The sequence below is a fragment of the Sodalis glossinidius str. 'morsitans' genome (assembly GCF_000010085.1).
In the GTDB taxonomy this organism is placed as follows: Bacteria; Pseudomonadota; Gammaproteobacteria; order Enterobacterales; family Enterobacteriaceae; genus Sodalis; species Sodalis glossinidius.
In genome coordinates this window covers 14,335-41,171 of sequence record NC_007713.1, presented here as the reverse complement: position 1 = coordinate 41,171, position 26,837 = coordinate 14,335, and the positions used below count along the sequence as shown (strand labels likewise).

General features: G+C 51.1%; 35 protein-coding genes and 9 pseudogenes. 22 read left to right on the top strand and 22 right to left on the bottom strand.

Going from position 1 to position 26,837, the window contains the following annotated elements:
• Positions 1–30: 30 nt before the first annotated feature.
• From SGP1_RS28695 to repA, 21 genes and pseudogenes are all read left to right on the top strand, one after another.
• A pseudogene (locus SGP1_RS28695) lies at positions 31–565 on the top strand (conjugal transfer protein TrbI); the annotation flags it as partial.
• Positions 556–1,214 (top strand): annotated as a pseudogene (locus SGP1_RS28690) (type IV secretion system protein TraC); the annotation flags it as partial. The pseudogenes SGP1_RS28695 and SGP1_RS28690, both read left to right, overlap by 10 nt.
• Positions 1,211–1,507, top strand: a complete 297-nt coding sequence (locus SGP1_RS22305; RefSeq protein ID WP_041867732.1) for a TrbI F-type domain-containing protein — start codon at positions 1,211–1,213, stop codon at positions 1,505–1,507. The pseudogene SGP1_RS28690 and the gene SGP1_RS22305, both read left to right, overlap by 4 nt.
• Before the next feature lie 55 nt (positions 1,508–1,562).
• Positions 1,563–1,898: a hypothetical protein gene (locus SGP1_RS22300; RefSeq protein WP_041867731.1), complete on the top strand. Its 336-nt coding sequence runs from the start codon at positions 1,563–1,565 to the stop codon at positions 1,896–1,898.
• A 150-nt stretch (positions 1,899–2,048) separates the two neighbouring features.
• Positions 2,049–2,674: pseudogene (traW, locus tag SGP1_RS22295) on the top strand (type-F conjugative transfer system protein TraW).
• Positions 2,675–2,712: 38 nt separating this feature from the next.
• Positions 2,713–3,545 (top strand): annotated as a pseudogene (traU, locus tag SGP1_RS22290) (conjugal transfer pilus assembly protein TraU).
• Between the two features lie 8 nt (positions 3,546–3,553).
• A complete protein-coding gene (gene trbC, locus SGP1_RS22285) occupies positions 3,554–4,165 on the top strand; it encodes a type-F conjugative transfer system pilin assembly protein TrbC (protein ID WP_011279159.1) in 612 nt (203 codons plus the stop codon).
• Positions 4,162–4,371 (top strand): hypothetical protein, encoded by a 210-nt coding sequence (locus SGP1_RS22280; protein ID WP_041867730.1) that lies wholly within the window; start codon positions 4,162–4,164, stop codon positions 4,369–4,371. Before trbC ends, SGP1_RS22280 begins: the two co-directional genes overlap by 4 nt.
• Before the next feature lie 358 nt (positions 4,372–4,729).
• Entirely contained in the window at positions 4,730–4,945 is a 216-nt protein-coding gene (locus SGP1_RS22270; RefSeq protein ID WP_041867728.1) for a hypothetical protein, read from the top strand.
• A 131-nt stretch (positions 4,946–5,076) separates the two neighbouring features.
• Entirely contained in the window at positions 5,077–5,892 is an 816-nt protein-coding gene (gene traN, locus SGP1_RS31620) for a conjugal transfer protein TraN (protein WP_050747951.1), read from the top strand.
• A gap of 244 nt (positions 5,893–6,136) precedes the next feature.
• A pseudogene (locus SGP1_RS34750) lies at positions 6,137–6,370 on the top strand (hypothetical protein); the annotation flags it as partial.
• A gap of 58 nt (positions 6,371–6,428) precedes the next feature.
• Positions 6,429–6,635, top strand: coding sequence for a hypothetical protein (locus tag SGP1_RS34740; RefSeq protein WP_041867727.1), 207 nt, complete (start codon positions 6,429–6,431; stop codon positions 6,633–6,635).
• Positions 6,636–6,814: 179 nt separating this feature from the next.
• Entirely contained in the window at positions 6,815–7,066 is a 252-nt protein-coding gene (locus SGP1_RS34735) for a hypothetical protein (RefSeq protein WP_050747950.1), read from the top strand.
• A complete protein-coding gene (locus SGP1_RS34730) occupies positions 7,012–7,233 on the top strand; it encodes a hypothetical protein (protein WP_242451015.1) in 222 nt (73 codons plus the stop codon). The genes SGP1_RS34735 and SGP1_RS34730 overlap by 55 nt, the downstream gene beginning before the upstream one ends.
• Before the next feature lie 174 nt (positions 7,234–7,407).
• Positions 7,408–7,944, top strand: a complete 537-nt coding sequence (locus SGP1_RS34725; protein ID WP_243466339.1) for an AAA family ATPase — start codon at positions 7,408–7,410, stop codon at positions 7,942–7,944.
• Between the two features lie 252 nt (positions 7,945–8,196).
• The gene (locus SGP1_RS34720; RefSeq protein WP_070108808.1) at positions 8,197–8,430 is read left to right on the top strand and encodes a hypothetical protein; all 234 of its coding nucleotides are present in this window, start codon (positions 8,197–8,199) and stop codon (positions 8,428–8,430) included.
• Positions 8,431–8,509: 79 nt separating this feature from the next.
• Positions 8,510–9,145, top strand: a pseudogene (locus SGP1_RS35905) (conjugative transfer relaxase/helicase TraI domain-containing protein).
• A complete protein-coding gene (locus SGP1_RS34705) occupies positions 9,136–9,501 on the top strand; it encodes a hypothetical protein (protein ID WP_011412249.1) in 366 nt (121 codons plus the stop codon). The pseudogene SGP1_RS35905 and the gene SGP1_RS34705 overlap by 10 nt, the downstream one beginning before the upstream one ends.
• A gap of 30 nt (positions 9,502–9,531) precedes the next feature.
• Entirely contained in the window at positions 9,532–10,023 is a 492-nt protein-coding gene (locus SGP1_RS22235) for a DUF2726 domain-containing protein (protein ID WP_011279158.1), read from the top strand.
• The gene (locus SGP1_RS35415; RefSeq protein WP_279379481.1) at positions 10,010–10,135 is read left to right on the top strand and encodes a hypothetical protein; all 126 of its coding nucleotides are present in this window, start codon (positions 10,010–10,012) and stop codon (positions 10,133–10,135) included. The genes SGP1_RS22235 and SGP1_RS35415 overlap by 14 nt, the downstream gene beginning before the upstream one ends.
• 309 nt (positions 10,136–10,444) lie before the next feature.
• Complete coding sequence (gene repA, locus SGP1_RS22225; protein ID WP_243466338.1) at positions 10,445–11,341, top strand: plasmid replication initiator RepA; 897 nt, start codon at positions 10,445–10,447, stop codon at positions 11,339–11,341.
• A gap of 833 nt (positions 11,342–12,174) precedes the next feature.
• On the opposite strand, the gene SGP1_RS30440 is transcribed toward repA, so the two are convergent.
• From SGP1_RS30440 to SGP1_RS22215, 4 genes are all read right to left on the bottom strand, one after another.
• A complete protein-coding gene (locus tag SGP1_RS30440) occupies positions 12,175–12,372 on the bottom strand; it encodes a hypothetical protein (protein ID WP_011279221.1) in 198 nt (65 codons plus the stop codon).
• A 359-nt stretch (positions 12,373–12,731) separates the two neighbouring features.
• A complete protein-coding gene (locus SGP1_RS22220; protein WP_011412246.1) occupies positions 12,732–13,124 on the bottom strand; it encodes a cag pathogenicity island Cag12 family protein in 393 nt (130 codons plus the stop codon).
• Positions 13,115–13,363 (bottom strand): cag pathogenicity island Cag12 family protein, encoded by a 249-nt coding sequence (locus SGP1_RS36930; RefSeq protein WP_148203690.1) that lies wholly within the window; start codon positions 13,361–13,363, stop codon positions 13,115–13,117. Before SGP1_RS36930 ends, SGP1_RS22220 begins: the two co-directional genes overlap by 10 nt.
• A gap of 241 nt (positions 13,364–13,604) precedes the next feature.
• Positions 13,605–14,015, bottom strand: coding sequence for a hypothetical protein (locus SGP1_RS22215; protein ID WP_011279220.1), 411 nt, complete (start codon positions 14,013–14,015; stop codon positions 13,605–13,607).
• Between the two features lie 481 nt (positions 14,016–14,496).
• On the opposite strand from SGP1_RS22215, the gene SGP1_RS25275 reads away from it, so the two are divergent.
• On the top strand, positions 14,497–15,600 hold the full coding sequence (locus tag SGP1_RS25275; RefSeq protein ID WP_011412245.1) for a M64 family metallopeptidase: 1,104 nt from the start codon (positions 14,497–14,499) through the stop codon (positions 15,598–15,600).
• Between the two features lie 146 nt (positions 15,601–15,746).
• On the opposite strand, the gene SGP1_RS22205 is transcribed toward SGP1_RS25275, so the two are convergent.
• From SGP1_RS22205 to SGP1_RS22150, 18 genes and pseudogenes are all read right to left on the bottom strand, one after another.
• Entirely contained in the window at positions 15,747–16,211 is a 465-nt protein-coding gene (locus SGP1_RS22205) for a hypothetical protein (RefSeq protein WP_011412244.1), read from the bottom strand.
• Positions 16,198–17,226 (bottom strand): annotated as a pseudogene (gene virB11 / locus SGP1_RS22200) (P-type DNA transfer ATPase VirB11). The gene SGP1_RS22205 and the pseudogene virB11 overlap by 14 nt, the downstream one beginning before the upstream one ends.
• Positions 17,223–18,431, bottom strand: a pseudogene (gene virB10 / locus SGP1_RS22195) (VirB10/TraB/TrbI family type IV secretion system protein); the annotation flags it as partial. The pseudogenes virB11 and virB10, both read right to left, overlap by 4 nt.
• Positions 18,432–18,446: 15 nt before the next feature.
• On the bottom strand, positions 18,447–18,596 hold the full coding sequence (locus tag SGP1_RS31060) for a hypothetical protein (RefSeq protein WP_158302481.1): 150 nt from the start codon (positions 18,594–18,596) through the stop codon (positions 18,447–18,449).
• Complete coding sequence (locus SGP1_RS22190) at positions 18,593–19,024, bottom strand: TrbG/VirB9 family P-type conjugative transfer protein (protein WP_424141189.1); 432 nt, start codon at positions 19,022–19,024, stop codon at positions 18,593–18,595. Before SGP1_RS22190 ends, SGP1_RS31060 begins: the two co-directional genes overlap by 4 nt.
• A 6-nt stretch (positions 19,025–19,030) precedes the next feature.
• Positions 19,031–19,228 carry a hypothetical protein gene (locus tag SGP1_RS36925; RefSeq protein WP_424141188.1) on the bottom strand — a complete coding sequence of 66 codons (198 nt, stop codon included), beginning with the start codon at positions 19,226–19,228 and terminating at the stop codon, positions 19,031–19,033.
• Positions 19,229–19,770: 542 nt separating this feature from the next.
• Positions 19,771–20,025 carry a TriG protein gene (locus tag SGP1_RS34700; protein WP_011279216.1) on the bottom strand — a complete coding sequence of 85 codons (255 nt, stop codon included), beginning with the start codon at positions 20,023–20,025 and terminating at the stop codon, positions 19,771–19,773.
• Positions 20,026–20,239: 214 nt separating this feature from the next.
• Positions 20,240–21,298: pseudogene (locus tag SGP1_RS25270) on the bottom strand (type IV secretion system protein).
• A gap of 128 nt (positions 21,299–21,426) precedes the next feature.
• The gene (locus SGP1_RS22175) at positions 21,427–21,675 is read right to left on the bottom strand and encodes an EexN family lipoprotein (protein WP_011279214.1); all 249 of its coding nucleotides are present in this window, start codon (positions 21,673–21,675) and stop codon (positions 21,427–21,429) included.
• Positions 21,676–21,682: 7 nt separating this feature from the next.
• A complete protein-coding gene (locus tag SGP1_RS35900; protein WP_341532877.1) occupies positions 21,683–21,955 on the bottom strand; it encodes a type IV secretion system protein in 273 nt (90 codons plus the stop codon).
• Between the two features lie 34 nt (positions 21,956–21,989).
• The gene (locus SGP1_RS35895) at positions 21,990–22,340 is read right to left on the bottom strand and encodes a type IV secretion system protein (protein ID WP_341532878.1); all 351 of its coding nucleotides are present in this window, start codon (positions 22,338–22,340) and stop codon (positions 21,990–21,992) included.
• 88 nt (positions 22,341–22,428) lie between these two features.
• On the bottom strand, positions 22,429–22,593 hold the full coding sequence (locus SGP1_RS31055; protein ID WP_158302480.1) for a hypothetical protein: 165 nt from the start codon (positions 22,591–22,593) through the stop codon (positions 22,429–22,431).
• 36 nt (positions 22,594–22,629) lie between these two features.
• Complete coding sequence (locus SGP1_RS26020) at positions 22,630–24,162, bottom strand: hypothetical protein (protein WP_242451023.1); 1,533 nt, start codon at positions 24,160–24,162, stop codon at positions 22,630–22,632.
• 57 nt (positions 24,163–24,219) lie between these two features.
• Positions 24,220–24,798: a hypothetical protein gene (locus SGP1_RS30430; RefSeq protein WP_050747943.1), complete on the bottom strand. Its 579-nt coding sequence runs from the start codon at positions 24,796–24,798 to the stop codon at positions 24,220–24,222.
• Complete coding sequence (locus SGP1_RS28680; RefSeq protein WP_050747942.1) at positions 24,795–25,160, bottom strand: type IV secretion system protein VirB3; 366 nt, start codon at positions 25,158–25,160, stop codon at positions 24,795–24,797. The genes SGP1_RS30430 and SGP1_RS28680 overlap by 4 nt, the downstream gene beginning before the upstream one ends.
• 14 nt (positions 25,161–25,174) lie before the next feature.
• A complete protein-coding gene (locus SGP1_RS34695; protein ID WP_242451022.1) occupies positions 25,175–25,306 on the bottom strand; it encodes a TrbC/VirB2 family protein in 132 nt (43 codons plus the stop codon).
• A gap of 162 nt (positions 25,307–25,468) precedes the next feature.
• Entirely contained in the window at positions 25,469–25,843 is a 375-nt protein-coding gene (locus tag SGP1_RS36920; protein WP_011279212.1) for a TriA protein, read from the bottom strand.
• 219 nt (positions 25,844–26,062) lie between these two features.
• Positions 26,063–26,293 carry a hypothetical protein gene (locus SGP1_RS22150; RefSeq protein ID WP_041867724.1) on the bottom strand — a complete coding sequence of 77 codons (231 nt, stop codon included), beginning with the start codon at positions 26,291–26,293 and terminating at the stop codon, positions 26,063–26,065.
• Positions 26,294–26,837 lie beyond the last annotated feature (544 nt).

The following is a 26,837-nucleotide window of genomic DNA, read 5'->3' as shown; positions in this document are numbered from 1 at the left end:
AGTTTCTGTGGGGGACAGGCGTGGCGCTGGCCATTGCCGCCGCTGGCGGGTGGCGTGACGCCGGAAGGGGAGCCGATGCCGTCGGCCTTCCCCCCTGCGCCGGGTGGCGCGGTACCGCCGCCGACGGTGGATGTCCTGCCCATTCCGGTGCCAGGCCAGCTGTATCGCAAGCTGCTCAGGCCGCCGGTGGGGGAGAGCCATAAAAGCAAGTACCCGTATATTCCGACCGGCAGCTTTGCCAAATCCATACTGATTTAGGGGACGGACGCCAGTGCCTCAGTTATCGGTAATACCGCCACGGTGCCGATGCAGGTGCGCATTACCGGGCGCGTGGAGATGCCCAAGCCGCACCTATGACCTGAACGGCTGCTTTGTCAGCATGGAAGCCTACGGCGATGTGTCCAACGAACGCGACATCGTGCGGTTGCGCAAGCTCAGCTGCCTGAAAAGGGATGACATCATTGACCTGCCGCTGGACGGCCACGTCAGCTTCCGGGGGAAAAACGGCGTCAAGGGTGAGGTGGTGATGCGCAACGGAAAAATCCTCGGCTTTGCCTGGGGAGCCTTAAGAGCCGACCCAACCTGCTGGTTGCCGTGATGTTCTCGCTGATCATCTATATAGAGGGGCGGATGTACCAGTCGTCGCGCTCGGCCAAGAAGCTGTGCGTGATTGACGAAGGCTGGATGCTGCTGAACTTCAAGTCAGACAAGATCGGCAACTTTATTGAAGAGGGCTACCGGACCGCCCGCCGTCACTACGGTGCCTACATCACCATCACCAGAATATCAAGGATTTTGAATCCGAAGGAGCCAGCCCGGCGGCGAAGGCGGCCTGGGCCAACTCCTCCTACAAAATCATCCTGATGCAGGATGCGCAGGAGTTCAAAAAGTATAACCAGGACTATCCCGACAACTTCAGCCAACTGGAAAAGGACGTTATCAGCCGCTTTCGCTCGGCGAAGGACCAGTGGTTCAGTTCGTTCCTGCTGAAGGTGGGTGGGAGCAGCTCGTGGCACCGGCTGTTTGTCGATCCCCTGAGCCGGGCGATGTACTCTTCAAACGGCCAGGATTTTGAGTTTATCCAGGCGCAACGCCGGCAGGGCATGCCGGTGCATGACGCGGTGTACGCGCTGGCGCTGGCGAACTACGGCGACGAGATGGCGTGGCTTTCGCAGTGGATTGCGCGTCATGGCAACGGGAGGTGCGTGGCATGAGCACGGCATTGCGGGTGATACCTGAACGGGGTGTTGTCGGTCTGTCCGTGCGCCGACTGGCGCTGTGGGCGGTGCTGTTGAGCAGTCTGCTTACCCTGTGGCTGGTGCCGCGTCAGCTGGGTGTGGTGCGCTTCGATATGAAGCAGACGATGGCAGCGTTTTATCTGAGCGCCGCAAAGCAGTCGCTGACGCCGGCGCGCAGCGAGGCGCTGTCAGCGCGGTTTAACGAGGTGCTGCAGCGGGATATCGCCCGCCGGATGCAGGCCAGTCGTGAATGGGAAGATACGCAATGAGGAAAGGGATGATGGGCGGGCTTGTTATTCTGGCGGCGGTGTCAGCCGGACTGATGTGGGCGCTGCTCAGTGTCAGCCCACGCGCGTCACAGGGGGCGCTGAGCGCCGCCCAGCGTCAGGGAGTTGTGAGTATCTGCTGGCGCATCCGACCGTCCTGCTGGAGGTCAGCGAGCAGCTGGACGCGCAGAAACAGCGTACCGTGACACAACAGGTGCAAACCGCGCTGACGTCACAACCGACGCTGCAGACGGCGTTACTTCACGATGCAGCGTCGCCGGTGGTAGCGACGTTTATTGAGGACAACCCGGATATGTGCGCGTGGTGTTCAAGGCGTTCCCTGTTTTTGGCCGTCGCTGGCCGATGTCGGTGCAGGCGGCGCGGACCGGATTAACCTTGTGGCATCTCAAAGGCGCGGATGCCTATCTCGCTTACCACCACGCGGTCTTTGCCTCCGGCGAGCATGAGGGGCGCCTGTCGCAACCGGCGATTGACGCCGCGCTGCAGGCGGCCGTGACGAACGCCCGGCGCAGGGAGGCCAGTGATACGTGCTGCTTGCCTGGCGCTGTGGTTATGGGCGGGGCTGACGGTGGCGAAGGACTTCGGCCGCCTGGGGGAGGTGTATCCGGTGGCGGAGCCGGACATGCTCGATACCCTGACGCAACGGGCCAAAAGCCTGGTGGACTCCGGGGCGTGGGCGCAGGAAATGGACGCATTCACGCAGCGCGTCGAACGCAACAGCCAGCGCCCGGCTCCGGTTGAGGGCATCGGCAAGAGTATCCACTATAGCGAGCGATTCTTCGATCCGAGCGTGGTGCTGTTGAGGGATTTACAGGATATGGACGGGCGGGTGTTTGCCCGTCAGGGCGAGGTGATCAACCCGCTGGCAACCGTGCCGTTTGCCCAGACGCTGTACTTTATCGACGGCGACGATGCGGACCAGGTGGCGTGGATGCAGCGCCAGCGGCCGCAGACCCTGATGGTAAATCATTCTGGTGAACGGCGATATTCCGCGCACGTCAAAGACACTGGACAGCAGCGTCTGTTTCGACCAGGGCGGGGCGCTGTCGCGTCGGTTCGGGCTGACGACGGTGCCTGCGTATCACCGCCGCCCCGAGCGGTCTGCGGCTGCGGGTCGAAGCGATCCCGGCAGACGACCGGACACATTGAGAGGGAGCGTGATGTTTATCGAAGCAGGTCGTGGGAGCATGAAAGCCTGGCTGAGCGTACTGGTGCTGCTGGCAGGTCTTGGGCTGTCACCGACGGCTGGCGCGGATGCGGCCTGTCAGGGGCGATTTGTTAACCTGATCACCGATATCTGCTGGCGCTGCCTGTTTCCGATCTCCATCGGCAGTGTGCAGGTGGGCAAGGGGGATGTGCCCGATACCGGCAATCCGGGCAGCCCCATCCAGTTTTGTCCGATGCCGCCGCTGCTGTTCCAGCGCATCGGGCTGGCTATCGGTTACTGGGAGCCGATGGCGATGACCGACGTCACGCGCACGCCGGGCTGCCTGGAGCTGGGGGATATGGATATCGCCTATCTGTCTGAGCTGGATCCGACCTGGGTGGACAGCAGCCTGACCACGATTTTAAACCCGGAAGCGGTGATTTTTGCCAACCCCATTGTGCAGGGGGTCTGTGCCGCCGATGCGATCGCCAGCGGCTTCCATCTGCCGCTGGATGTGCTGTTCTGGTGCGCCGGCAGTCAGGGGTCGATGTACCCGTTCAACGGCTGGGTCAGCAAGGAAATCAGCCCGCTGCAGTCGTCGGTGCTGGTGACGGCGCGCATGGCGTTCAAGCTGCATCGCCAGGGGCAGATTTGGGAGACCATCGGTAAGGACCGGGAGGTCTGTTACAAATTCCCGTCGCCGATTATGCCGAAAGCGCGCTGGCGCTATCAGATGGTCTGTACCCCGACAGCGCCCGTTGCCATCCGCTGGGGCGCAGCGTGATGCGCTGGGAAATCGACCACAACACGCCGGTCAGCAAGAAGAACTTCGGTTACCTGCTGTGGCGCAAGCGTAACTGCGTGTTCCTGTGAGGAAAAAAATGAACGCGGGATTAAGGATATTTATCGGTATGGCGCTGTTAACGGCATTCCGTGTGGGGGCTGAGGGGGACGCGGAGCGGGCGTGGCTGCGCGAGCAGGAGCGGCGTTCGGCAGACCTGCACGTTGCAACAGAGCGTCCGGCTTTTTTACGCCCTCAGGTACCGCTGGCACCGGATGACCAACGCTTTATCGACCGGCTGGCAGAAAAGAGTCGGCAGGCCGGAGATGGAAAACAGCCTGCCGAAAACGCGGTTTACTTTGTGTCTTTTTCTATGCCTCTTGAAGGGCTGGCCGCCATGCTACAGGAAACCCGGCGCTTTGGCATCCCCGCCACGCTGCGCGGCATGGTGAACAACGATATGCGCGAGACGGTGCAGCGGGTGATGGCGCTGGTGAAAAACGGCGGGGCGGACGGGGTGCAGATTGACCCGCAGCCGTTTCACGCTTTCGGTATTCAGTCGGTGCCGGCCCTGGTGGTGCAGTGCGAGCGCGGATTCGATGTGATACGGGGCAATCTGCATATCGAGGACGGGTTGCGGCGCATCGCCAACGACGGGGACTGTGCGCCGGTGGCGCAGGCGCTGCTGGATAAGGCAGAGGTGGCAAAATGAAACACTCTCATGCCTGGTGCCCGCTGTGGCTGGCCGCCCTGATGTCGGTGGCACCCGAGGGTTTCGCTGAAGGGGATGGCGTGTACCGGGCGGGAAACGCGTTTGCAGACGCGCTCTCCGTGCAGAGCGTCAGCACGCTCGAGACGATGAAGCCTGCCGAGGTGATACCGAACTATACCGACCGGCCGCCTGAGCAGGTCTACTAAGACGGTGTGCAGGCCAGTGATGCGAACCGGCTGACGACCGACGGCAGTACGGCCTGGGGCAGACGGCGGTGGGCAAGGCGGTGACGGAATCGGTAATAAAGAATCCCAAGTAGCCGATTTCGCCGGACGCGCCGTTTATCCAGGCCGGGCGTGAGATGGCGGACAAGGCCGACGGCATTGTCAGCAAGACCGGGCCGGATTGCCAGGCGGAGCAGGTGACGCGCAGCACGTTTACCCGGCATGTGTGCGAGCGGGATACGGCGGTGTTCCGCACCTGTGAGCGGCGGGCCGAGATTGGCGGTCATGAGGCGACTTGTTATGAAGACCGCAACGCGCATATCGACCGCACGGCTATCCGGTGGTGGCGCGACGGCGCACGGGTGCGCGGGACGTTCCCGGCGCCGTTTACCGGCAAACTGACGGCAGGGCGGTGCATCTGGAGGTGCAGAATGCACTGCATGCCTACGGCTGGCCGACCACCATTACCGTGCTGGGGACGCAGGCCGGCTATGGGCAAAGCGACTGGGGGAGTCGTGACTTGGGCGTGGGCGGAGTTACCCTGAACGAAGGGTAGTTGGTGGAGGTGGTCATTACCATCAGGGCCTCTGGCCACCTCGTTACCTTCCTGGATGCGCTGGTCAGACAGTTGAGTCGTTCCGGCGGCACTATGCTGTTCCACTTCGATTTTTACGGCTGCGTTACTGGGTGCCAACCACCTCGGTGCAGCCGGCCTGTGCGTTAGAGAAAGAAGCCGGGGCGGTGAAGGTGAATACCGAATACAGCGAGCCGTGCGGTGAGCGCACGGTAGAGGTGAACGGTCAGCGCTATACGGCATCGGCCAGCTGCTGGCGCTTTACCGATACCTACCGTTTGCAGGAGGCCAGCGAGGGCAGCTGCGGTGAATGGGCCAATAATCCCGCCTGCACGGTGGCTACGCATGGCTGCGCCTTTACCGATGCACAAGGCGTGTGCCTGCACGAGAACGTGACTTACTCCTGTGAGCAGCGCACCACGGGCGAGGTGATGCTGTGCGGCGGCAAGGTGTACTGCCTGAATAGCGAGTGTGACCCCGGTCAGAAGGGGACGCAGGGGAATGATTTTGCCCATGCGGTCTCGACGCTGGCGGCGGTGGCTGCCGCTGGCAAGGACGTATCGAAGCTCAACGGTGTTGACGTGCGTGCCTTTACCGGCAAGGGGCAGTCCTGTCGCAAGGCGTTCGCCGGGTTTAGTGACTGCTGCAAGGACTTAGGTTGGGGGCACGGCATTGGGCTGACGCACTGCGACGATGAGGAAAAGGCGCTGGGCAAGGCGAAGGAGAACAAGCTGACGGTCAGCGTCGGCGAATACTGCAGCCGGAAAGTGCTGGGGGTGCGCAGATTGTCCAGCAGCAGGGACGGGCGTGGCAGCTGGGTATTGGCTTTGGTGACGCCGAGTTGCCCAACTGCCGGGGCATTACGGTGGACGAGCTGCAGCGTCTGCGCTTCGACACGATGGATTTTGCCAATTTCTACGACGACCTGATGAAAAATCAGCAGGTGCCGGATAGTGGGGCGTTGGTGGAGAAAGTGAAGCAGCAAATCGAGCAGCGCATGAAGGAGACGCAACGATGAACACGTGTGGGGTGAGAGCGTCTCATTTTACCGGTTGCCGGGCCGCGTTGGCGGGGGTATTGCTGCTCGGCCTGGTGCCGGATGCGGGCTAATCCGGCTGGCAGTGGTATGAGGCCACATCGGAAAAAACCGAGGAAGAGGCTCCGGCACCCGCGCCGCCCAGCGCGCTGGAAAAACTGGCCGTGCTGCGTCAGGCGCTCAAGGCGGCGCTGGCCGAGGCCATCCTGTACCCCGGTACGGAGAACTTTGTGAAATTCTTCGAGTTACAGAACTATTTCACCAGCAGGCGGCGCGTTTTGCGCAACTGGCGGGCAGTTACGCGAAGGCGGTGCGCGAGGGTATCCCGGCGGTGGCCCAGGTCAGCGGGCCGGCCGACCAGCGGCAGTTAACCAGTGTGGTGCGCGCGGCGCTCAAGGACGCCGGGCTGCTGGGTGCGAAGAGCAGACGATGGTGGTATTAACGCCGGTATGGCTGGACAGCAAAAACCGGGCGGCCTGCGACACCTATCGCGAAGGTAGGGTGATTGAGCGGGTGGGGGTGAAAACCCGCACGCTGGTGTTGCGGGATGCAGCAGGGCAGACGCACCCGCTGGCGCTGCGGGACATCGATAAGAACTGGTCGCTGTTTCGTGCGGGCACGATAGCAGTGGCCTAGGGCGAGCGCCTGACGGTGCTGGGTCAGGAGGGGAGCGGAAAGGATGCGCTCAAGGCGGGCAGTACCCTGAGCGTACAGCGCGTCAGCGCAGCTGAATTACGGGTCTGTCGTGAGGGGGTATCAGACGATCCCAAACCCCAGCAGCTCGCCATTGGCACACGGCGTTTGAGGCCATCAAGGTGGCACCGGCGTATGTGGAGAGCCTGGGGGCTTCCGTCAGTGACCAGGCTGTGGTGGATGCCGCGGTTAAAAAATCTGAGCTGAACAGCGAAACCCTGAGCGGCATCGCCCACAGCGGCAAACAGGTGAATCTCTATTCGGCGCTGGACACGCGCAAGACGCTGGAGAAGGTGGCGCAGCACCGGCTTACCGTCTGGTGGGGGAGCAGGTCATTGCCCTGGCGGGGACGGATAGCCTCGATGATGCCCTGACCCGGAAAAAGGCGGTGCTGTTTACCCCGGCGCAACAGGCGATTCATCTGGCTATTCCGACCCCGGAAGGGGAGGCTGTGGCGTTCAGTCAGTCCCGCTTGTTGGCCGGGGAATTAACCTTTGCCGACAAGGGCGTGGGCATCAACGCCCTCCAGGGGGGAAGTTGACGCGCAGGTTAAGCGGGGTGAGCTGTTGCGCATTGCTGTCGCGCCCGGCGTTGGGGTCGATATGCTGGTCTCGCGGGCGAGCTTTGAGGCGGAAAAAGCATTATCCGGCGGATTGCCGAAGGAAAGGACAGCCTGCCACCCGTTAGCCCAACGTTTGTGCCTGGCGAAAATGCAGTGCCAGCAGTCTTAAATGACGCTCCCGAATTAACGCCAGGACAACGGCAGGCTGTCGAGCTTGTTCTTACCACACGTGACCGCTTTGTGTCCATCCAGGGGTACGTCGGGGTGGGGAAAACCACCCAGTTCCAGGCGGTGCTGGCGGGCATTAACGCGCTGCCGGTGGTACAGCAGCCGCGCGTTATCGGGCTGGCGCCCACCAATCGGGCGGTGGGCGAGATGCAGTCCGCCGGCGTCGATGCGCAGACGCTGGCGTCGTTTTTGCACGAGGTAGGGACAATACTGGCGGCCGGTGAGACGCATGACTACCACCGCCATACGCTGTTTCTGGTGGACGAAAGCTCGATGATAGGCAACAGCGATATGGCGAAAGCTTACGCGCTGATAGCGGAAGGCGGTGGTCGTGCGGTGATGAGTGGCGATGAGGCGCAGCTGCAGCCCATCTCCCCCTGCACGCCGTTCCGGCTGGTGCAGGGGCGCAGCGCCATTGATATGGCGGTGATGAAGGAGATTGTCCGTCAGACCCCGCGTTAAAACCGGCCGTGTACAAGATGATTGACAACGATACGGCCGGCGCGCCCGGCGAACGTGCCCCGGCACGCTGATCATCACCCACCTCAATGCCGGCATTCACGATGAGCGGAAAGCGGCAGGCGAGTTGAAGGGGGATCCCGTCATCGTGCCTATCCTGGAAACGGCCAATATCCGCGACGGTGAACTTCGCAAACTGGAGACCTGGTCGCGCAACAGGGAGGCCGTGGTGGTCTGGATAACACCTATTACCGGATGTCCGGCATCGACAGCGCGTCCCGCACGGTCAGCCTGCAGGACAGTGACTGCATCCGCCGGCAATACTCCCCTGCTAACGCGGTGCGTGAAGGCGTGACGTTGTATACCCCGCGTGATATCGAGATCAGCATGGGCGATCGCCTGCGATTCTCCAAATCGGATGTCGAACTCGGGCATGTGGCCAACAGTACATGGACGGTGCAGGAGATGAGGGTGACATTGTCACACTGACCGACGGAAACAGACCCGAACCGTCAATCCCCGTGAGCAGCAACAGGACCGGCACGTTGATTTGGCTTATGCCATCACGGTGCACGGTGCCCAGGGGGCGAGCGAACGCTTTGCCATCACCCTCAACGGGGTGGAAGGCAGACGCGAACAGATGGTTAACCGGGCGTCAGCGTATGTGGCGCTGTCGCGGGCCAAAGAGCATGTGCAGGTGTACACCGATGACGAGGCTGGGTGGCTGAAGGCGATAGAAAAAGTGAAAGAGCGCACCACGGCGCACGATGTGGTGCTGGGGATGGCGCCCGGTAGCGAGAAAGCCGCCAGCACGTTGTATGGCAAGACGTCGCCCCTGGACGGAGCCGCCCTGGGGCCGGCGGTGCTGTGCGGAGGCGGCCTGTCGGGGCATTCGCTTGCGCACTTTGTGGCACCGGGGAAAAAATACCCGCAGCCGCACGCCATCCTGCCGGTGCCTGGCTGGCCCCGCTGATGGACGTCCAGGGAAAAAGCCTCTGACCATGGTCGCGTACTGGGCAGTGAGCTGGTGCAGTTTGTGGAGCTGCAGGCCAGCGCCCATCAGGAAACCCGGCTGGCTGTGTCAATGAAAGAGGGTATCGCGCGGGCGGCGCGCTATCCGCACAGCGGAGTGGTGGTGCAGCTGCAGGGGGACGGCGTGCCGTTTAACCCGCAGGCGATGACCGGTGGCCGGTTATGGGTGTGACGCCACGGTCGGCGGTGGCGCGTCCGCCGGACGTTCCGCTAACCCTGCCGGAAACGCCTGAAGAGAAACAACAGTGTGCGCTGCAGGAACAGATTGAGCGGCAGGCCCGGCAGCCCGCCTCGCCGCGTCAGCTGGACGGGTTGAGCGACGACCAGCTGCTCAGGCTGCTTCAGGCGGGGGATATCCGGCCTGAGGCGCTGGCGCCGATGCGTCAGCAGACTGCGGCCATCATCGGGCAGGTGGTGCGGGAGAGTGCGGCGTCCCGCAGCCAATTGTTGCCCCCGGCGCCGGGTATCGTGCCCGATGAGGCACAGCGGTCAGAGCGTATCAAAGAAAAAACGCTGGGCGGCGACTGACGCGTGGCGATTGACATCACGGGAGAAGAAATGGATATAACGTTGTGGGGCGCGCTTATCGTGTTGCTGGCGATTTTTTTCGCGTTGTGCAGGCTGATGAAAAACCTTATCGGTGGCAGAAGCGCGCCGGGCGGCGTCTATGTCAGAAAGCCGTTTTTAACGAACGGGGAAAGGGCCTTTTTGTCTCAGCTTCAGGAGTTTATGCCTGACGGCGACAGCGTGATGGCCAAGGTCAGGGTGGTTGACCTGGTGGAAGTGAACCCTAAACAGGCGATTGACGCCACGATGCGGCTGCGTTTTTTGAAACCGCTCGCGCATTGGCACGCTGATTTTGTCTGGCTTGACCCGCAGCTCCGGGTCAAGGCGGTGATTATGCTCGATGAGATTACGCATCAATTCAAAAAACGCCTCAGGCTGGATAAGCCCTTCCATCAGGCGATGGCGCAGGCGGGGATACGCGTGTTGCGCGTCAACGGTTTTACCGACTTCACCGAGCAGGCCACGCACTGTGACGCACTTTGACCCCCACAGAGGCGAACGCCGTACCTTGCCCGCAGTGGTGCAGTTTACTCCGCTGCAGCAGGATGTGATAAAGCTGCTGGCGCTGGGCCTGGTTGCGGGGTGGGCCGGATGAGGCATTTGACCGCGCTCGTGCAGACCGCACTGTTATCGCTCGACCTGGAGATGAGGGTACGCACGGGCGGCTTTACCGCTGCGGCGGCTTTTGGTAAAGTAGAGGGAATTTGGCTTTTGCTGGTCGTCCACGCCGGAAGGTGGACAGGATGGAGCCAGGCTCCAGACGCAAGTACCCCCAAGTTACGTCTCATCTTTGGTCGGATACAACGTAAACTCGGGGGCCGTAAGCAGGCGCGGTGCCTGCGGGAATTATATCTCATGCGCGCTCAAGATCAATCCCCCCTGCCGACCTTAAGTGCAGGGAGCGGTGACTGAACTCTTCACTCCTGCTTCGCAGCCCACGCTTAACAGCCCGGTGCGGGACTGTTATGTCAGCAACCCTTATCCCTGTTACCGGTCGCCGACGCCGGAGGCGGCCAAGCCGGCGATAGTGAAAGCCCTGGTCAAGGCGGCCCAGAACAGCAATCCGGCCCGCCATGAAGCATGGTACACCACGCCGCGTCTTGACGTGAAAACCGGCCTGAAAAAACCGTTTATCAAACGGATGAATGCCCACCGTGCGCGGGCGGTTAACGCGCTGATGGTGGCGATGGCAGACCGGCTGAATATCGTTTCCGGCAAGGTGGAGGCCAGTGTCGAGCAGCTGTCCGACTGGTGTGGACTGTCAACGGGCAACGGCGCCAAGAAGAGTATCTCACGCGCCAGCCGGGCGCTGACGACGCTGGAAGAGCTGGGTGCCATCAAATGCGAACGGGTGTGGGACGACAGCACACATTCCTATATCCCCAAGATTATCTGGGTCACCGAGCTGTTCTTTGTGCTTATCGATTACGAGGTGGGTAAATTCCTGTCAGCACAGAATCAGCAGCTGGCCTGGGAAAACAAGAAGCTGCGGGAAAAAGGCGAGGGGCCCATCACCCTGAGCGAAGCTCGCCGCCGCGCCAAAGAAAAACACATCAAGAACGCGTTTGATTACCGCCTTAAGAAGCGGGCGTTCAACAAGCAGCGTCGTCATGCGCGCAAGATTGATGAAATGGCTCCTTCACAGGCCCGGCATTTCATCATTAACGACCTGGTGAAGCTGCACAGCAAGGACGAGCTGGAAGCGATGGGTCACCAGGGGCTAAGGCGTCTGGTCGACCAGCGTTACCATGCCCTGCGCAAGCTGGCTGCGTCTACAGCCCCACCGCCAGACACCCCCTAAACTCTCTTTTGCCCGGCTTTCCGCCCCTGAAAACATGATGCGCTTCACGGCGTAGGCTTCTGCACGCCACTACCCCAATACTCCCCTTATTTTCACGCCTCTCCGTCGTTATTTCCCTCACTCCCACCCCATAATTCCGCCCAAACCGACCCCCGGTCTTTTTTATCCACCAACAGATGCAAAAGAAAACTATCAATAAATAGCCCCTATAAAATAGATGCAAAATAACTGTAACTTCCTATTACAGAAAAAAATAACCAAGAACACCCCACTAACTCCACCCTTCCTATCCCAAACTCAAAATAAGGCTTCACTTACAGCGAACACTCACACGCAGTTCAATCATCCAAACCTTCAGCAACCTCCAACCCTGCAAAATTCGCAAACATCCAAACAAACAAGAAACCCCCCACAGCTCTTTTCCCGACTATACCTTTGATCCAGCAAAAAAAATTATGAATGCTGTAACTAATAATGTTCAGGTTTTCGTGTTTGTGATTTCTGGAGCTTTGGATGATAGTTATGCCGCTTTGACATTCTTTTGTCTTCGACCACTTAGCTTTTGTGTCACTGATAGTTCGGTTAAGCGGCTTTCGCGCTGCTCAAGCCTTTAAAACCCCGTCTGGCAGGGGGAGGAACGGGTATGGGGTATCTGTAAGGAACGTACCGGCTGCGCCGGGCTTCGGCGGCATTGGGGTATCGTGAACTATATGACCCCATTTGCCGCCTTCTGTGCGCGTAGCGCACACCTAAAACTCATGTACTATTTGCTTACCTTATTCTTCAATATCCTCTACGTCCTGCTTAGTTTTATCCCACACTTTCTCTGCGTCTTATTTAGTTACATGCCAGGCTTTTTGTAACTCTTCAGATACTTTGCCACTAACAGAATTACCTTCAACAGCATACTTGCTTTTCAGTTTTAGGTCGGTGCCCATATCCTGAACTTCATGTAACTTTTCTTTGGCGACATCTGCGTTTTTGTGCGCTTCTGCAACAACCTCATGACTAACCTGAGTGGCAGCACTCACTTAAGATGACAGTAAAAAGACAGACAAAGAAATGATTGATTTCTTTATAATCCCATTATTCATCATATATTTATAATGGAATGCAGTTCCATTGCATGGTAAAAAGTTACCGTGTTACTCGTATTTTGAATATATCAGATTTTTCTTTCATCGAACAGAATATTCAAAATTTAAAGAAGAGCTGAAAAGGCCTATTTCCAAGTGAAATAAGATTATACAAATTGGTAGCCGTTTTCTCGGTAGTTAACTCGTAAAGCTTAAATGTCTGCAGAAAGGTATTAATCTATCCGATAACACGAAATCCCACGCTCTTAATCTGCTTTCCTTTTCCGGTGTACGCCGCATTCAGGGCAGTTTTTTCAACATAAAAACGGTTTATCCGTGTGCAACATCGTTGTTTTTTGTGGTATAATCATGAGTTGAGCGTGAATGAGAGGTTTATTTCTCTGAGCCGGTGATACGTTATTTTTAACACCGATAATCTGTGGTGATTGAATCACCGTCAACAGTTTACTCGTCAGTGACGAATTATTCTGTACGGGATTTTTAGCTGGCAACATCCGTTCAGGCTTTTTCTTTTCCGGAAGAGGATGAATATCAACCGGTTTATTAATGCGATAGAAATAAATATCGGTTTCACTGCATCCGATACATCCCTGCTTGACTTGATAGTCAATGGCCTCTTTTGCGCCATGCGTTCTTAGCCAGCGTTTGGCGTTAAAATACCCTGCTGATGTTTTAGTTAATACCACAATCTGATTGGCATGAGTGACAGCAAAGTAATCATCGGGAAGATAGCTCCCTTTTTCTCCATCAAAATTACAAATCGCTTTTGACCCGTGATGACGGGTGAAGGAATGACCACATTATTTTCTTTCCAGTCCAGCATTGTGCTATTGATTTCAATAGCAATGCCTGACCAGTTTACAGGTAGCGGTGAAGAACAATCGGCCAGAAATATTCCGCCAACGGTTAGTACGATAAATTTCATAATTCATTTCAGTTGATTGAGAATGTGATTATTTTAAATAAATAAAATTATCATAACTTGGGATGAAAATATTAAGCATCTCTAACCATTTTTTGCTGACTTTGAGAGTGCCAATTAATAAATTGGTTTTATCACCACTGCCAGATAAATTAAATCCCCTGTCCTTCTCGCTACGTAATAGTGAAAAAATCGCCTTTATAGGGCGATTTTTAGTGTTAGGGATGTTTTGTGATTTGCATTTTTATAGGAATGTTGATTCTATGCCAGCTATGGTGTATTTGTATAATGAGTCACTGTCGTTAATCCCTTTGGCTATGGTTATTAATGGATAGCCTTTGTTATCTATCAGTTCACATATTTTTTTACTTTCATCTGTATCTTTGCGATAGACAAATTGTGTTTTGTATTCATCACGAGCCATCCGCCTTAATTTTAAAAAACACTTCATGGATTTTTTAAATGAGGCGTCATTGTCATTTGGATAACATAAATCATAAACGAGTCGCTGTGCATCATTTATTTTATCATGATGGAATAGGTGCTTTATATTTTCCCATAAAGCAGATACATGAACATCGTTGTCATTTTTTATCGAAAGTGTATTCCTAGGATTAATATATCTTGTAATTGTGGTCGTAATAAAAGACAACATGGCGATTCCCGGTTAAGACGTGAATGAACATATAATACTAATAAAAATTAGTCATGTATAAACAAAATAAAAACCTCACTCCTGTTTGATTAAAATACATACAACAAGAGTAAGTGTTTCAAAATTATTTGAGTGAATATCACCTCATACACCAGAAATGAGCATAACTCTTGGGAACATTCAAAATGATGTTTGAATGATAGACAAAATAAATTACCTTCAAATTTAATTCAAAGAAAGTATTCTTGTTATATATATCGTTTCAATTCCTTAGAACATCTACAATATATAATATGGAGAGAAAAGTTAATGAATAGTAATTGCATATGGCTTAATATTGAGCATGAAATAACCTATGCCGGGAGAAAACTTGAAGTAATCAAAGCATATACAGGTGATTTTAGAAGAAGGATTGTTTTAGATGATGTCATGATTTCATCTAATCAGAGCAATGGTTGGAATATTTACTGTTTAGACAGTATTGGAAAGATACTTCATAAGCAGTTATTTAAAAATAAAAGAAAAAAATATTTTTGAAGCATTCAATCCTGACTCTGGAGACATTGATAGAGTAAAAAGCATTGATGTGAGTAGCATAGATGCTGAAGTGATTATCCCTTATCATGAAAATTTAGAATCTATCAAATTTGAAGAGGTAAGTGATGATGTTTTGTATAGAAAAAGGAAACCTTATGTCGCTACATTCAAAATCCATGACTTACTCCTCAGAAACAAAGATGATTTTATCAGTGGCAGTCGGTGTTTCAATCATGAAATCATATCTAGACAAGGTGAAGTTCAAAAAAACAAAATGATCATAGCTATAATGGGTGATGGTTATTCATTTAATGATATGGAACAATGGAAAAAAGATGCAAATATTGTAATGTCAGGTTTTTTGTCTGATCCATTAATGAACGAATTTAAAGATTGCTTTGAATTTATGCGAATAGATGTTATCAGCAAAGACTCGGGAATATCAATAACAGGACAACAAAAAAAAGACACTGCATTAGAAACTGTATTAGGATGTTATGATCTCGATCGTCTGCTGTGCGTAAATATAAAACTAGTTAAGAAGTTCGCAAATGAATCACTTGGATTTGGAGGATATGACCAGGTATTAGTTATAGGAAATACAAAAGAATATGGGGGTGCTGGTTATGATGGAATTGGGACTTTGACCATGCATAAGCAATCCGTTGAATTGGCTCTTCATGAATTTGGTCATTCTGCTTATCATCTGGCTGATGAATATGATTATGGCAATTGCGTAATAGAAGGAGATGAGAATGAAAAGGCCAATGTCACCAAAGAAACTGACAGAAATAAAATAAAATGGCGACATTTGATTAAACCCACCACTCAAATACCTACATTAAATACTGAAAACGGTATTATCGGTTTATTTGAGGGAGCTGCTTATTGTAAAAAAGGAAAGTATCGGCCAGTATTTTCATCAAAAATGAAAAATCTTGGGGCATCTTGGCATGCTGTTAACGAAGAGCACATAAAAAAAATAATGATGCATTATAATTATAGGGGAGATCCTACCAAAAAGAGTAAGTATTTCAAAATTAATTGAGTGAATATCAACTATTATATTCACGCTTTTACGTTAAAATAGATCTGCTTCAAGTTCTCCTAATGACAGCATGTCTTCTTTGGGGGGATATTTAAGCCCTTTTTTAACCATTGATGCCCCCTTGTTCATGCTGGCAACACGTTCTCTCAGCTTCGGTGACACCGCGCATAACCTGTCCATAAAGTAGGGGGCATTAAAATACAATGCCTTTTCGCATTTAATGGGGTTCTCGCGATAATGACGCCGCCTTTGCTTTCATCGCCCCATGTCACCGCTTTGGAGCGGCGAATATCGGCATCGCTGGCAAATTTTGCGTCACCGTAAAGCGAGGGCTTTTGCATCGCCGTTTTGATAATCAGCGAGCCCGCTATCACCACGGAGGCGAGAAAACCATACAGCAGCGACAACACAGCATTCCAGCGAATATCATCACGGATATTGCTATCAAACAGGATGCGCTCCAGCATCGAAAACTGGTAAGTATGCAAAAAGCGGCGCAGTCCTACGCCGTTCATGGGATAAACAAGTACACTCGCTATCCCAACCGTCAGCAGACAGACCAGCAGGCCAATAAAACCCCATTGCCCCGGCGTGAGTTTACATTTGTCCACGGCTTAATTCCTTAAAATAGCTATCACGATGAAGCGGCTTGAAATAGAGGGCGTCAGCCGCCGCCAGTTACCCCGTGCCGTCATTCAGGCGATCACATCGATGTTGTAGCACCTTGCGCAGCATCACGTTATACGGTAGGTTGCAGCACTCCGGGTTCTGGTAACAGCGTTCGATAATGCCATCAATCACTGCTTCCGGCGTTGGCGCATGAAGGCTGGTGACACCGCCTTCATGCCCGGAGCTTTGCGCTTTCATAAAATCCCATGTTTCCGGGCCGCGTACCTCTGTAAGCAGGATGCGGTCAGGATTCATGCGAAAATTGGCGCGTAGCAGGCTGGCAGGGGTGACAATAGCCCCCTCCGGGGCTTCGGCGTTATAAAACAGGTGAACATGGTTACGATGTGAGTAGAATTTCACCTCCGGGTTATCTTCAATGGAGACAAGCCGTAAATGCGACGGGATACAGTTGAACAACGTTTTTTCATAGGTCGTTTTGCCTGACCCGGTTCCGCCACCAAACACGGTTGTCTTGCTAAATTCCATCGCTTTTTCCATAAATCCTGGAAAGGCGTTGTCTTTAAACAGCTGTATCAAAACGTCATCGTGAATCTCTGTTTTTTCCTGTCCGGTCAGTTGGTCGTAAAAACCGCTTTCGATCCACGATTGGTGAGAAATTTGCAGGTAGGGCGGTTTACGGATGGTGATCGACACGGTGCCACGCTCACAGGACGGGGGGATCACAATCTGGCACCGCTCGCCACTTTCCAGCGTGGCGGATAATATGGGTTTCAGATCATCAATGTGGTCGTCATTGTGGTTTGCCAGCACTGCGGCAAAGGTCATACACTCCTCATAGCTGATCGTCGCGTTATGCTCCTGCCATTCCCCATTGACCTTGGTAAAAATCTGGTTCGGTCGGTTGACCGCCAGTTCGGTTAACCCCTCTGTCGCCAGTAATGCGCCAAAGAGACTATCACGGTAATACATCAGCGTCGGATTCTGAGTGTCATTCATCCGTTTTTTCTCCTCTTGAGTTCAAGCTGATAGATAGCCGAGAAATCAATATCCTGACTGGTGATCAGCGTGATAATGTCGCCCTGATTCTTGTACAAGGTAGGCGGAATATTCACACTGTTTTCAAACGCGGTTCTGGCAATTTCAGCCAGCGATTGACGGCTGTTTTCGGTGTAATCCGTATTGCGATCTTTCTTCCTGGCCTGATTCGCCGCCGCTGCGGTAATGTCGGGGATCATGCCCAGCATCAACGCTCCACCAAAGCGATCAACCCAGTGTTCATCAATCCAGCCATCCGAACCGGATTCACCCAGCTCCCCCGCCGCCTGTGAACCCCTCATGGGAATATCCAGATAAGGGGGTTGGCGGGTGCGCAGTTTGGTAATACAAATAAAGACACGCCCTTGCCCATGCCTGAGCGTTCCCGCGTTATACACCCCGTAGGCGGTGGTGCCCTTGTCTATCAGGCGGGTATGGCCGCTGGCGCTGTAGATATCACGGGTAATGGTACAGCATATTTTTCCCGTAAAATCAGAAACAAAGCGATAATCCAGCGCACAGGGGATCGGCATATTTTCCGGCAGGTATAAATCCGGATCGTAAGGAATGCGCGTGACCTGATTAAGCCCCTCTGATGCATTGGCTTTTTCAGGCTTTTCCGCGTCTCTGGCGTCAACACTGGCGGACGTCTTATCGCCCTGTTTCTCCTGCGCCCTCGTTTGACTATGGCTTTGCGTGGACAAGGCTTCCTCTGCGGTTTCCAGCGCAAGATAGCGCCTGAATACCGGCTCAGAAAAGGACGGCTCAGAGCTAACGCTGTTTACCGGCGTGACCTGTCGGCTTTGTCCGCCACTGTCTGCGGGCTTCTCTGTCTCGGTTTGCGCTTGTGTCTGCTTTTCCTTATGAAACGGATCAACCTTCTTCCCTAAATCCCGCCTCTGGTTACTGACGCCTGCGGATTTCTCCGCACTGACGGGCGGCATCTCGGTATGGATTGTTCTGGCGGTCTCCCATAGATAAAATCCTACCATCCAAATTAACGCGACAACCACGGCAGACACACCAATCCCCAATAGCAGTTTATTTTTTTGCCGTTTTTGTGTTTTTGCCACCTCGACGGCCGTGGATGCCCCACTTTTCTTTGCAGACTGTCCCTTCGCGTTGGCAACAGCGGTGATCCGCGCCTTCACCTCTTTTTCCATGTCGCTTACAGTTTTAACCTATGGCTTTTCCGTTGTTGTCCCGTCCTCTTCTGGTTTGGCGTCTACTGCATCGTTGGCTATTTCTGCGGGTGACGTTTCCGCTTCCCCGGCAAGGTGCTTTCGTGCTTCACGCTCGATGTCGTCCGTCGTTTTTTCTTTATGATTCATTGTTCCGTCTCCACGCGCTGAACGTGGGGGGAAATGGCATTTCCATCGGGGACAGTGACTTTACCCATACCATGATTTTCAATCCCCACGACCTTATGCCCTGCCCTCAGCACAAAGCGCGGATTAATCTGATGAATAACCAATACCTTATAGTTACCCTTCTGCTGCACACTGGAGTTAACGATATGCTCTTTCTCACCATAGGCGACAAACGCGGCGGGAAAGGTTTTGATGGGGGAAAAACCGAGATAGGTAAAGCGTCCATCGTCATAGGCAAAATCGGGAGCGATATCCCGGCTGTCTTTCGCTACCCGCATGTAATAATCCCAGTTACGCGGCGCTTGGGCAGCATTAAATGCCTGCGCGATGGATTGCTTCATCTGCGCCTTTTCACATTCACGTTGTCTCGCCTGCTGCGTTTTCCGCATCTGCGTCTACTCTTCCTGCGGATAACGGTAATCAATGACGTAAGCCAGTTGCGACAGCGGTTGCCCCTTGTCGATAAGGAGAAGTTCAAGACTGTAGAAATGTTTGGTGGTAGTGACAAACAGATTGGTACGCCAGTCTTTATCCTGCGGCTCAAAAACCCGTTCGCTTTCCACCTCTTCATCGCCATCCTCACTGGAGTTCATCGTCCTGATGGGCTGCTTGCGGGTGCTACGCGGATATAGACGCGATTACCTTCCTCTTCGGAGAAAACCAGCGTGGAAACATAACCTTCGGCAGCATGAACAATCGTGGTATTCCGGGGATGGTAGGTCACCTGTTACATCCGGCTATCAACGCGGCTCCCCTGCGGAGTGGCGGCAGCCTGCACATCGCCAGAAGCCAGCACCAGTCCGGCAAGGAAAAGTAATTTCCCTGTTTTCATGGCTATTCCCCCTGCTCTTTTTCACGCTGATAACTGGTGACGACAAATCCCAGCAGATTATTGGCGCGTTGCACATCGGTCATGGCTTGCTGTGGCTAAAATCGCCACGTCATGCGTACCGTCCAGTATTCCGGTTGCACATTACCGCTACGGACATCGCGGATATCGCTTGCGAAAGCGAAGGGTGGACAGTAAATCGGGATTATCAGGATTGCTGGAAGCAGAAATGAAATGGGTAATAAAGGTGATTTCGGCGGTATATTCTGCGTCCTTAAACACCTTGTCGGGTGCAGACGAAAATAATCATAGCCTTCCCGCAAGCGCACATATTGCTGGATAAAATACCTTGCCCGTTAGTTTATCCGCGATATAAAGTTCGGTATTGGTCTGCTTTAATGGCAACAGAATAATAATGGCAATAAGTGAAAGCAGCCAAAAGGCGGTGCCAATACTTGCGATAATAAAGACAATGGTTTTATCGCGTTTATCACGTTGCCGCCATTTTAATTCAAATTCTTGCGCGGTTTTTAAATACGCTGCTTTTTTAGTGAACATCATTGACTCCCAATCCATTATTGACCGGCTCAAGCTGGCCGTAAATGGGGGACAATGCATTATGTTGCCCCGCGCAGCCGGACAACATGCACGGCAAAAGCACTACGCCTGTTATTTTCATGCGCATAATTCCTTGATAAATAAGATGAGGGATTGACTATGCCATTGTCGGCAGATAACGCGTGGGGATTAGTCTTTCAGTTTTGGATGATTTTTATTATTTCCACTCTAGATCTTTCCCCTTTTTAGGGACAATACTTTGAGACTGTTCGGATGTGTTTGATACCCTTTTCCAACCGGCGGCTCGCGCCCTTTCTACAGCGGCTTTAGCCTTACTGACGCCGTATTTTGTTTCTCGTCCTGCAAGATGACCGATTCGACCGCCTTCTCGCTGGCTTTTATCCACACCTTTAATGCCTTCAACAAATCCCTTGCCCTGATGCCACCCTTCCTTGCCAACCGCTTTGCTGCCACCAATCATCCCTCTGATGCCTTTAGCGGCACCAAATAACCCGATAGCACCCGCAGCAGCCCCTTCCAGTGCGCCTTGTACGTCAACCCCCGCTATTTGATGAGCAATACTGGAAGCTCGATAAACAATAACAGCACAAATTAATGACCCAGCACATGCCATCGCCCCCATTAAAATGATATTGCTATCTGTCTCCTCTGTCGCAATGATGGTTAAAATATGGTTAAGGTACTTAATACCGGAAGAGAGCACTAACGCCGCAAATACAACTGTTAATATAGCGGAAAAGATAGATTGCAGCCAATTTTTAAACATCATCCGCAGGAAGATAAACATTAGATAGAAAATAAAAACAGGGGCGGTAGTGGTAAGTAAAATAATAGATAACTCCGCTATTAGAAATATTAACACCGTCCCCACTAAAACCGCAATAATACCAAACCAAGTTAACCAAGATCCTATCGCTATCATCCCATCGGTTTTAACATAGGTTGATGTATCTAATTTCATTAGCCTAGCACTAATTTGTTGCCCTTTTAACCATAATTCATCCAAATAAACCCACGCATTACCTTGGACAGAATGACCATGCTTAAGACCCTATATGGCTTGTATAGAAAGAGTAAGATAGCCGCCAATGTTTGACATAAACATCATCATTATGCTCATCTTGGCTAGATCACAGATAATGCTTTCAATAGGACGTTGTAACTTTCCTGCAAAGACCATATAGCCACACCAGAGTATATAGAGCGCAATAGAGATACCAATAATTGAAGAAAAAATACTCGCGTACTCTACCATTTTCCCAGAAACAGATTGGTTAACAACAGACATAACCTGTGCATCCATTTTCTGAAAGAAATTTGTCATTTGATCTGACATGTTCACCCCGTAAAAATAAGGCCACCAATTTTGGTAGCCCACCATCCTCACTTTATATTTAACTCAGAAAATCTAGTCTTCTGCTCTTCCGTTCCTAAATTAACAAAATTATTCTTGGCTCTTCTCGCCTTTTCGAAATTCTGACTTGATTCTCTATCTTTAAGATATTTACTATAAACATTATACGTTTCATCGGGATGTTGGTTATACCATTCCTCTGATTTAACCTCTTCCTTGCATCCTAAAAGAATAATGCATCCAATCATTACAGTCATAAATCCTATTTTCTTCATCATTCATTCCTCAAAATTTCGGTAACGGCGCATCATATTGATGCTGACGAAATGCTTTTTCACGCTTCGCTGCTAAGAGTTTATCACGTTGTTCTGCTGCTTTAATGTTCATTTCCCATGCACTGGTCAATGAATTTAGTTTAACACTCTTGGCCTGTATTGCGTTTGCTAAATCCTGCGATTCCTTGCTGTCTTTAGCATTGGCAATCCGATTAGACAGATTGCCAATATCTTTCAGCGCATTATTGACCTTTTTTTGTACTTCTGCCGTCTGCTCAATCATATAGTCCTTATTTATGGTTTCCTGCTTGCAGACGTTAAGATAAATTTTTGCGCCATTCGGTAATGGTTTTAGTCTTAAGGTCACAGACATCAAATACTTTATACTTCTCATACAAACCGTTAAGTGTGCCACTCGGCGGATTATCTGATGTTAACAGGTCATTGAGACTAATGCCTTTCTTGTGCAACGTTTTTATTTCACTTTGTAAAAATTTCCCCTGTTCAAGTAACCTCTGAATATCACGAAGCCCTGTCGCCGTGGCCAGTTGGTCTTTGTAGGCGTTCATCTGCGCCTTGTAGTGCTCAACGGCCTCCATCCATTGCTTGGCTTCCTTCGCCCACTGTTGCGCGTTTTCAAGCTTTGCTGTAAAATCAAAAACGGGTATACCTCCGGCATAGTTCGGAGATTAAGCAGTTAATAGCACCGTCGCGATCCCCCATGCCAACATCTTGTGGATTCTCATTATTTATTCCTTAAGCAACTAATTTTAGATAGGCATCTATCCATTCATCTGGGCGCATACCGTCTTGAAACAGGGTATCAAACACTTCCAGATCGTCTTTATCCGTGCTCAATAATTTGGTGGTCACACCTAATCCCGATAAATCCAGTGTCACCAACGCCGCAAAGTCATTCAAATCACCTTTATACAACGGCGATTTAACGATAAGAAACTAGCGCGACAAGGGATCAAGATTTTTAATGATATTGAAATACCGCTCCGGTACTTTTAGCCGGTTCACGTACTGCTCATAATCGGCTTTAGGATTAGCCAGATAGATATGGGTTGTGCATTGTTCCCGCATAGCACCAGAGACGCTGCTTTTCAAAATTTCCTCAGGGGATTGTGTCGCGGGAATGATAATGCCGTTAAGCTTCCTCATTGTTTTTAGCCGGTTATAGACGAAATCTGCAAAAGCGGGATTGCCGATCCATTGCCAAAACTCGTCCATAGAAATCACCAGTCGGCAGCCATCAAGTAAACTGGTCACGCGATAAAGCAGGTAAAAGGCAATTGCTGGGCAAACATCCGGGTTATCCAGAAACTCGGTACCATCGATACCGAAGTTGTCATACTGACTCAAATCAAAGTTGTCATTATCGTTATCAAACACCCACGCCAGATCGCCCCCTTGCGCCCAGCGCGCCAGCCGGATTTTTACGCCATTTTCCCGAGCCTCACGATTATCCGGTTCGCTAATATGGTTAATCAATGCCGTCACCCCAAAACGACGCACGTCACGCGGTAACGCCATAACGCGCTCCACGCCGGTATTAAGGCGTAACTCTTCGCGGGTGGTTAACGTGTTACCGTTAAGCGTACAGATGATTTTCATCAGTTGCTTAACAAAAATGACATTGCACTTAGTCGTATTCAGCATAAACGGTGCAAATTCAGTCATTTCACCACTCTTTATGCTGAAATATTGACCGCCTAATGCGCGTATCCCCGGCTCTGTCGCCCTATCCTTATCGAAAAATACTGTCGTTAACTGTTTGACTGGACTATTAATGGGGAACAGAGCGGTATTTCGCCATTTCTGCATCATCACCATCATAAACATCAGTAATACTGTCTTTCCCGATCCGGCTTGCCCTAAAACATCCGTATGCCCTAATGTTTTCTTTCCGAGTTCATTCACGCCCATTAACGTATTGTGCAGATTCAGATCGTACTTGCCGCCCGCTGGTGTTTTAAGCTGTACCAGTGGCTCACCCCACGGAACGCCTTTACTCTTACCAGAGAAAAAATTATGAAAGGACTCAAAATCCACGAAGTTCTGACTGCTCATCAAGGCCAGTCGTGGGTGTAAATGGTACACGCCCGGGAGTTGCGCCAGATAAGCTGCCCCCAAAGACAACATGGAAAGCGCAACAATCAATCCTAAATCTTCCAGTTCAGTAATTACCTGATTGGTGTGGGCGGTCAGTTCATCCAGCGAGTCAGCATAAATAACTAGCGAGTAATGGTATTTGCCAAACGCAATCACCCCTGAACCATGTAAATCTTTGGCAACTTCCAAATCCAGTAATTGCGAAGCGACTTCATCCCCGGCACTTTTCAGCTTCCTGATTTTATCCTTGATAGCGGCCTGTGCTTCCTGTTTTACCAAGGCCGTAAAAGAGGTTGTCATGACGTAAGTGATAGACAGATAAGCCAGTGAATTTAATAAACCTGTTTCGCTGTTTTCGCAGAAATCCTTTATTTCAATCTAACTGAAAAAGCGTTTTCCTCTCGGTGTATTAATTTTTCCGGTATCCTGCTACAGAAAAATATCTACGCCACCAAGCACTTCGTACAGTGGCGTAGACGACAAACGAACTTCCTGCCAATGACCGGAAAGAAGATATTGATAAAAACTTAACTGTGAAGAATAAACGCCCTTTTTATTTTCAAATATCCCCAGCGGTTGCGCATGAAAGCGCGTCAGCGACGCACTTATTTTACTCACAATCTCGCGCATTTCGGGTAATGTTTCGGCGATGGCTTTCCGCTTGTCGTAGATATTTCTCATTTTGTGTTGCATCTTATGTTCTTTACCAAAAGGCGCATAGCACACGGTAAAGAACAGCCGATTTTGGTAGAGTTGAGACTTTTTTATGCCCTCATAGTATTTTTTGCTGATCTTATCAGCAACAGGATTGCCAATCGGGGTATCCAGATGATCATAAAATTTTTCACGGATACGGTGAGTATAGAAAGTCACCGGCTTCCCCTCCCATGCGCGGATCATGGTATTTAACTGACTATTGATAATCGCTAAATCATTGTCATCCTCGCATTCAAACGGCACCCCGATAACTTCCCATGTCGCCAGTTCGTCGTTCTCACGGGTTTTCACAATATGTGAGGAATAAGGTTTTCTAGCTGCAAGCGTTGATTGAGTTTCATACAGTCTGAAATCTCCTTGATATCGACGGTATCATATTGACTGGCTGAAAATACCGTAGTGCCATAAAAGCGGTTAATGACGTAAATTCCCAGCGTTCGCATTTTCAACCGCATCAAATGAAAAATGGCCTCATCCTCTTGGGTCATCAACTTCATGATGTACCATGCGGCAAAGGCAACGATAAGAAAAAACCAGCTAATATTAGCGCTCAGGCTGATTAATGCACCCTCGACAACTACAAAAGGGACGATGGGAACGCCAATCCCCGGCAACACGGGCTGTCGCGTCAATGCTTTATAGATGGTTGACATTTCGCCTCCTTATATCAGGCAAGCCATTTCCCGATTTCCGCGGCTGACGCAATCAGCGAAGCCCCTAGAATGATCCCCCAGCAATCGCGGATAGTTTCACCCCGAAACATCACCCGAAAACCGATAATTAAGGCGGCTAGCGCCACCACAATCCCGACAAGAGAATGCGCTTCATCAAACACTTTTGCAGCAACGTTTTTTTTTCACCAGTCCGTTAGCCTCAGCGGACAAAGAAAACAACAAGGCGGCCATCAGACTGGCGTATTTATTTTTCAATACTGATAACATAATTATCCTCTACTTGGTTTTTAATCAGCAGCAATGTCACCACGCAGCAAATGACGTGGGTAACAGGTAATATTTCGTTTGGACAGCGATGGAGCCGCTGCGGTTAATGTCCCGAGATTGTCGGTGATATCCTGCTTAACGCTAGGAACAACGTATTGTGGCGTTTTTTTATAACCTATTCTTTGAATATAACTGGTGTTATTAAACATCCCTTCTTTTTTCAACCCAGTTGAAAAATTACCGGCGTAATAGCAACTGAGCGCTCTTTTCAAAGTGCCGCCTCGCTGATAGTAATCGGTCATGATTTTTTCAAAAATGGTAAAATTGGTGCAGAGATCGAAGAGTTGTTCATCATTAACATGGTAGGTTTTAAAATTGGTACTGGTGATTTTCATCAAGCCCAGCGAGTAACGTTTTCCTTTTTTTAATTGGTTAACATGGGTAAGCGCCTGATTTTTGCTCTCAGGAAACAGCCCTTTTTTACGCCTACAATGCCGATGGCATAAGGATTTAAACCGGATTCCACTCTGGCAACCGCCAAGGCTGTATCAGGATGGACAGAAGGCGCTCACTGCATGGCTAAAGCTAGAAAAGCCGTGGTGGATAACATGAATTTACCTCCTCTTTTTATCAGGCAGTGTTCTTTCCTCCTCGGTGCCTAAAATGCGCTTTAAGTTATCCTTTGCTTCATCGCCATGTCTTTCAACCACATAGTGAATAAATTCAGAGATAGTCACGGGACGACCAATATAATGACCGATATCGAGCACAATTTTATCGAGACGGTCACGTAGTACCGCGCCCACGTAAATATTCTTCCCCGGGCGAGAAAGTTGTTTAAACATTATCTTTTTCCTTGATAAAGATGGCGAGCAGCATCGGTGCTTCACCGCATAGAGGTAAATATTGGGTAAGCAACAATTGGTAAAGCTGGAGTCTTCTTTGTTATTCGTTATGTCTAATCCTTTTTTTAACGTATAAAGAAAATCGAATAGTGTATCGTCGTTAATTTGTGTACACCTGTGTCGGCATACGTCCATCCAGAAAGCATTATAAGCTCCTCCTTGAGCGTAAAAATCAAGGCTACCGGCGATCAATACGTTATTCCATCGCTAATTTTTTAGCGGAGAAATAACGAACCATGCAGCATGACTACATCGTTTTCCGCCATACTGCGGATCGCCGATACTGATTTGTTAAAGAGTAGGCGCAACTATTCAGATAACAGGCACCTCTACCAACACTGGATGTTTTCAGAATCAGGTCGCCCGGAAAACGTGGGCGAGGGAAAATGATGACTTAAAAAGCAAGGGGCTAAAATAGAGGGAACCACTATTTTTCAATGAAAAATAAAAACAATGTATTACAAAAATAAAAAGCATATTTATC

Coding starts and splice junctions, on each gene's coding strand:
- SGP1_RS34720 (WP_070108808.1), top strand. CDS start 8,197: ATGTCCGGCATCGACAGCGCGTCCCGCACGGTCAGCCTGCAGGACAGT.
- SGP1_RS36930 (WP_148203690.1), bottom strand. CDS start 13,363: ATGAAATTTATCGTACTAACCGTTGGCGGAATATTTCTGGCCGATTGT.
- SGP1_RS22190 (WP_424141189.1), bottom strand. CDS start 19,024: ATGCGGAAAACGCAGCAGGCGAGACAACGTGAATGTGAAAAGGCGCAG.
- SGP1_RS36925 (WP_424141188.1), bottom strand. CDS start 19,228: ATGAACTCCAGTGAGGATGGCGATGAAGAGGTGGAAAGCGAACGGGTT.
- SGP1_RS35900 (WP_341532877.1), bottom strand. CDS start 21,955: ATGATTGAGCAGACGGCAGAAGTACAAAAAAAGGTCAATAATGCGCTG.
- SGP1_RS34705 (WP_011412249.1), top strand. CDS start 9,136: ATGGGTGTGACGCCACGGTCGGCGGTGGCGCGTCCGCCGGACGTTCCG.
- SGP1_RS34700 (WP_011279216.1), bottom strand. CDS start 20,025: ATGATGTTCACTAAAAAAGCAGCGTATTTAAAAACCGCGCAAGAATTT.
- SGP1_RS22305 (WP_041867732.1), top strand. CDS start 1,211: ATGAGCACGGCATTGCGGGTGATACCTGAACGGGGTGTTGTCGGTCTG.
- SGP1_RS34740 (WP_041867727.1), top strand. CDS start 6,429: ATGGTGGTATTAACGCCGGTATGGCTGGACAGCAAAAACCGGGCGGCC.
- SGP1_RS22175 (WP_011279214.1), bottom strand. CDS start 21,675: ATGATGAAGAAAATAGGATTTATGACTGTAATGATTGGATGCATTATT.
- SGP1_RS31060 (WP_158302481.1), bottom strand. CDS start 18,596: ATGAATCATAAAGAAAAAACGACGGACGACATCGAGCGTGAAGCACGA.
- SGP1_RS22235 (WP_011279158.1), top strand. CDS start 9,532: ATGGATATAACGTTGTGGGGCGCGCTTATCGTGTTGCTGGCGATTTTT.
- SGP1_RS28680 (WP_050747942.1), bottom strand. CDS start 25,160: ATGTCAACCATCTATAAAGCATTGACGCGACAGCCCGTGTTGCCGGGG.
- SGP1_RS22215 (WP_011279220.1), bottom strand. CDS start 14,015: ATGTTGTCTTTTATTACGACCACAATTACAAGATATATTAATCCTAGG.
- SGP1_RS22150 (WP_041867724.1), bottom strand. CDS start 26,293: ATGTTTAAACAACTTTCTCGCCCGGGGAAGAATATTTACGTGGGCGCG.
- trbC (WP_011279159.1), top strand. CDS start 3,554: ATGAACGCGGGATTAAGGATATTTATCGGTATGGCGCTGTTAACGGCA.
- SGP1_RS22280 (WP_041867730.1), top strand. CDS start 4,162: ATGAAACACTCTCATGCCTGGTGCCCGCTGTGGCTGGCCGCCCTGATG.
- SGP1_RS36920 (WP_011279212.1), bottom strand. CDS start 25,843: ATGAAAATCACCAGTACCAATTTTAAAACCTACCATGTTAATGATGAA.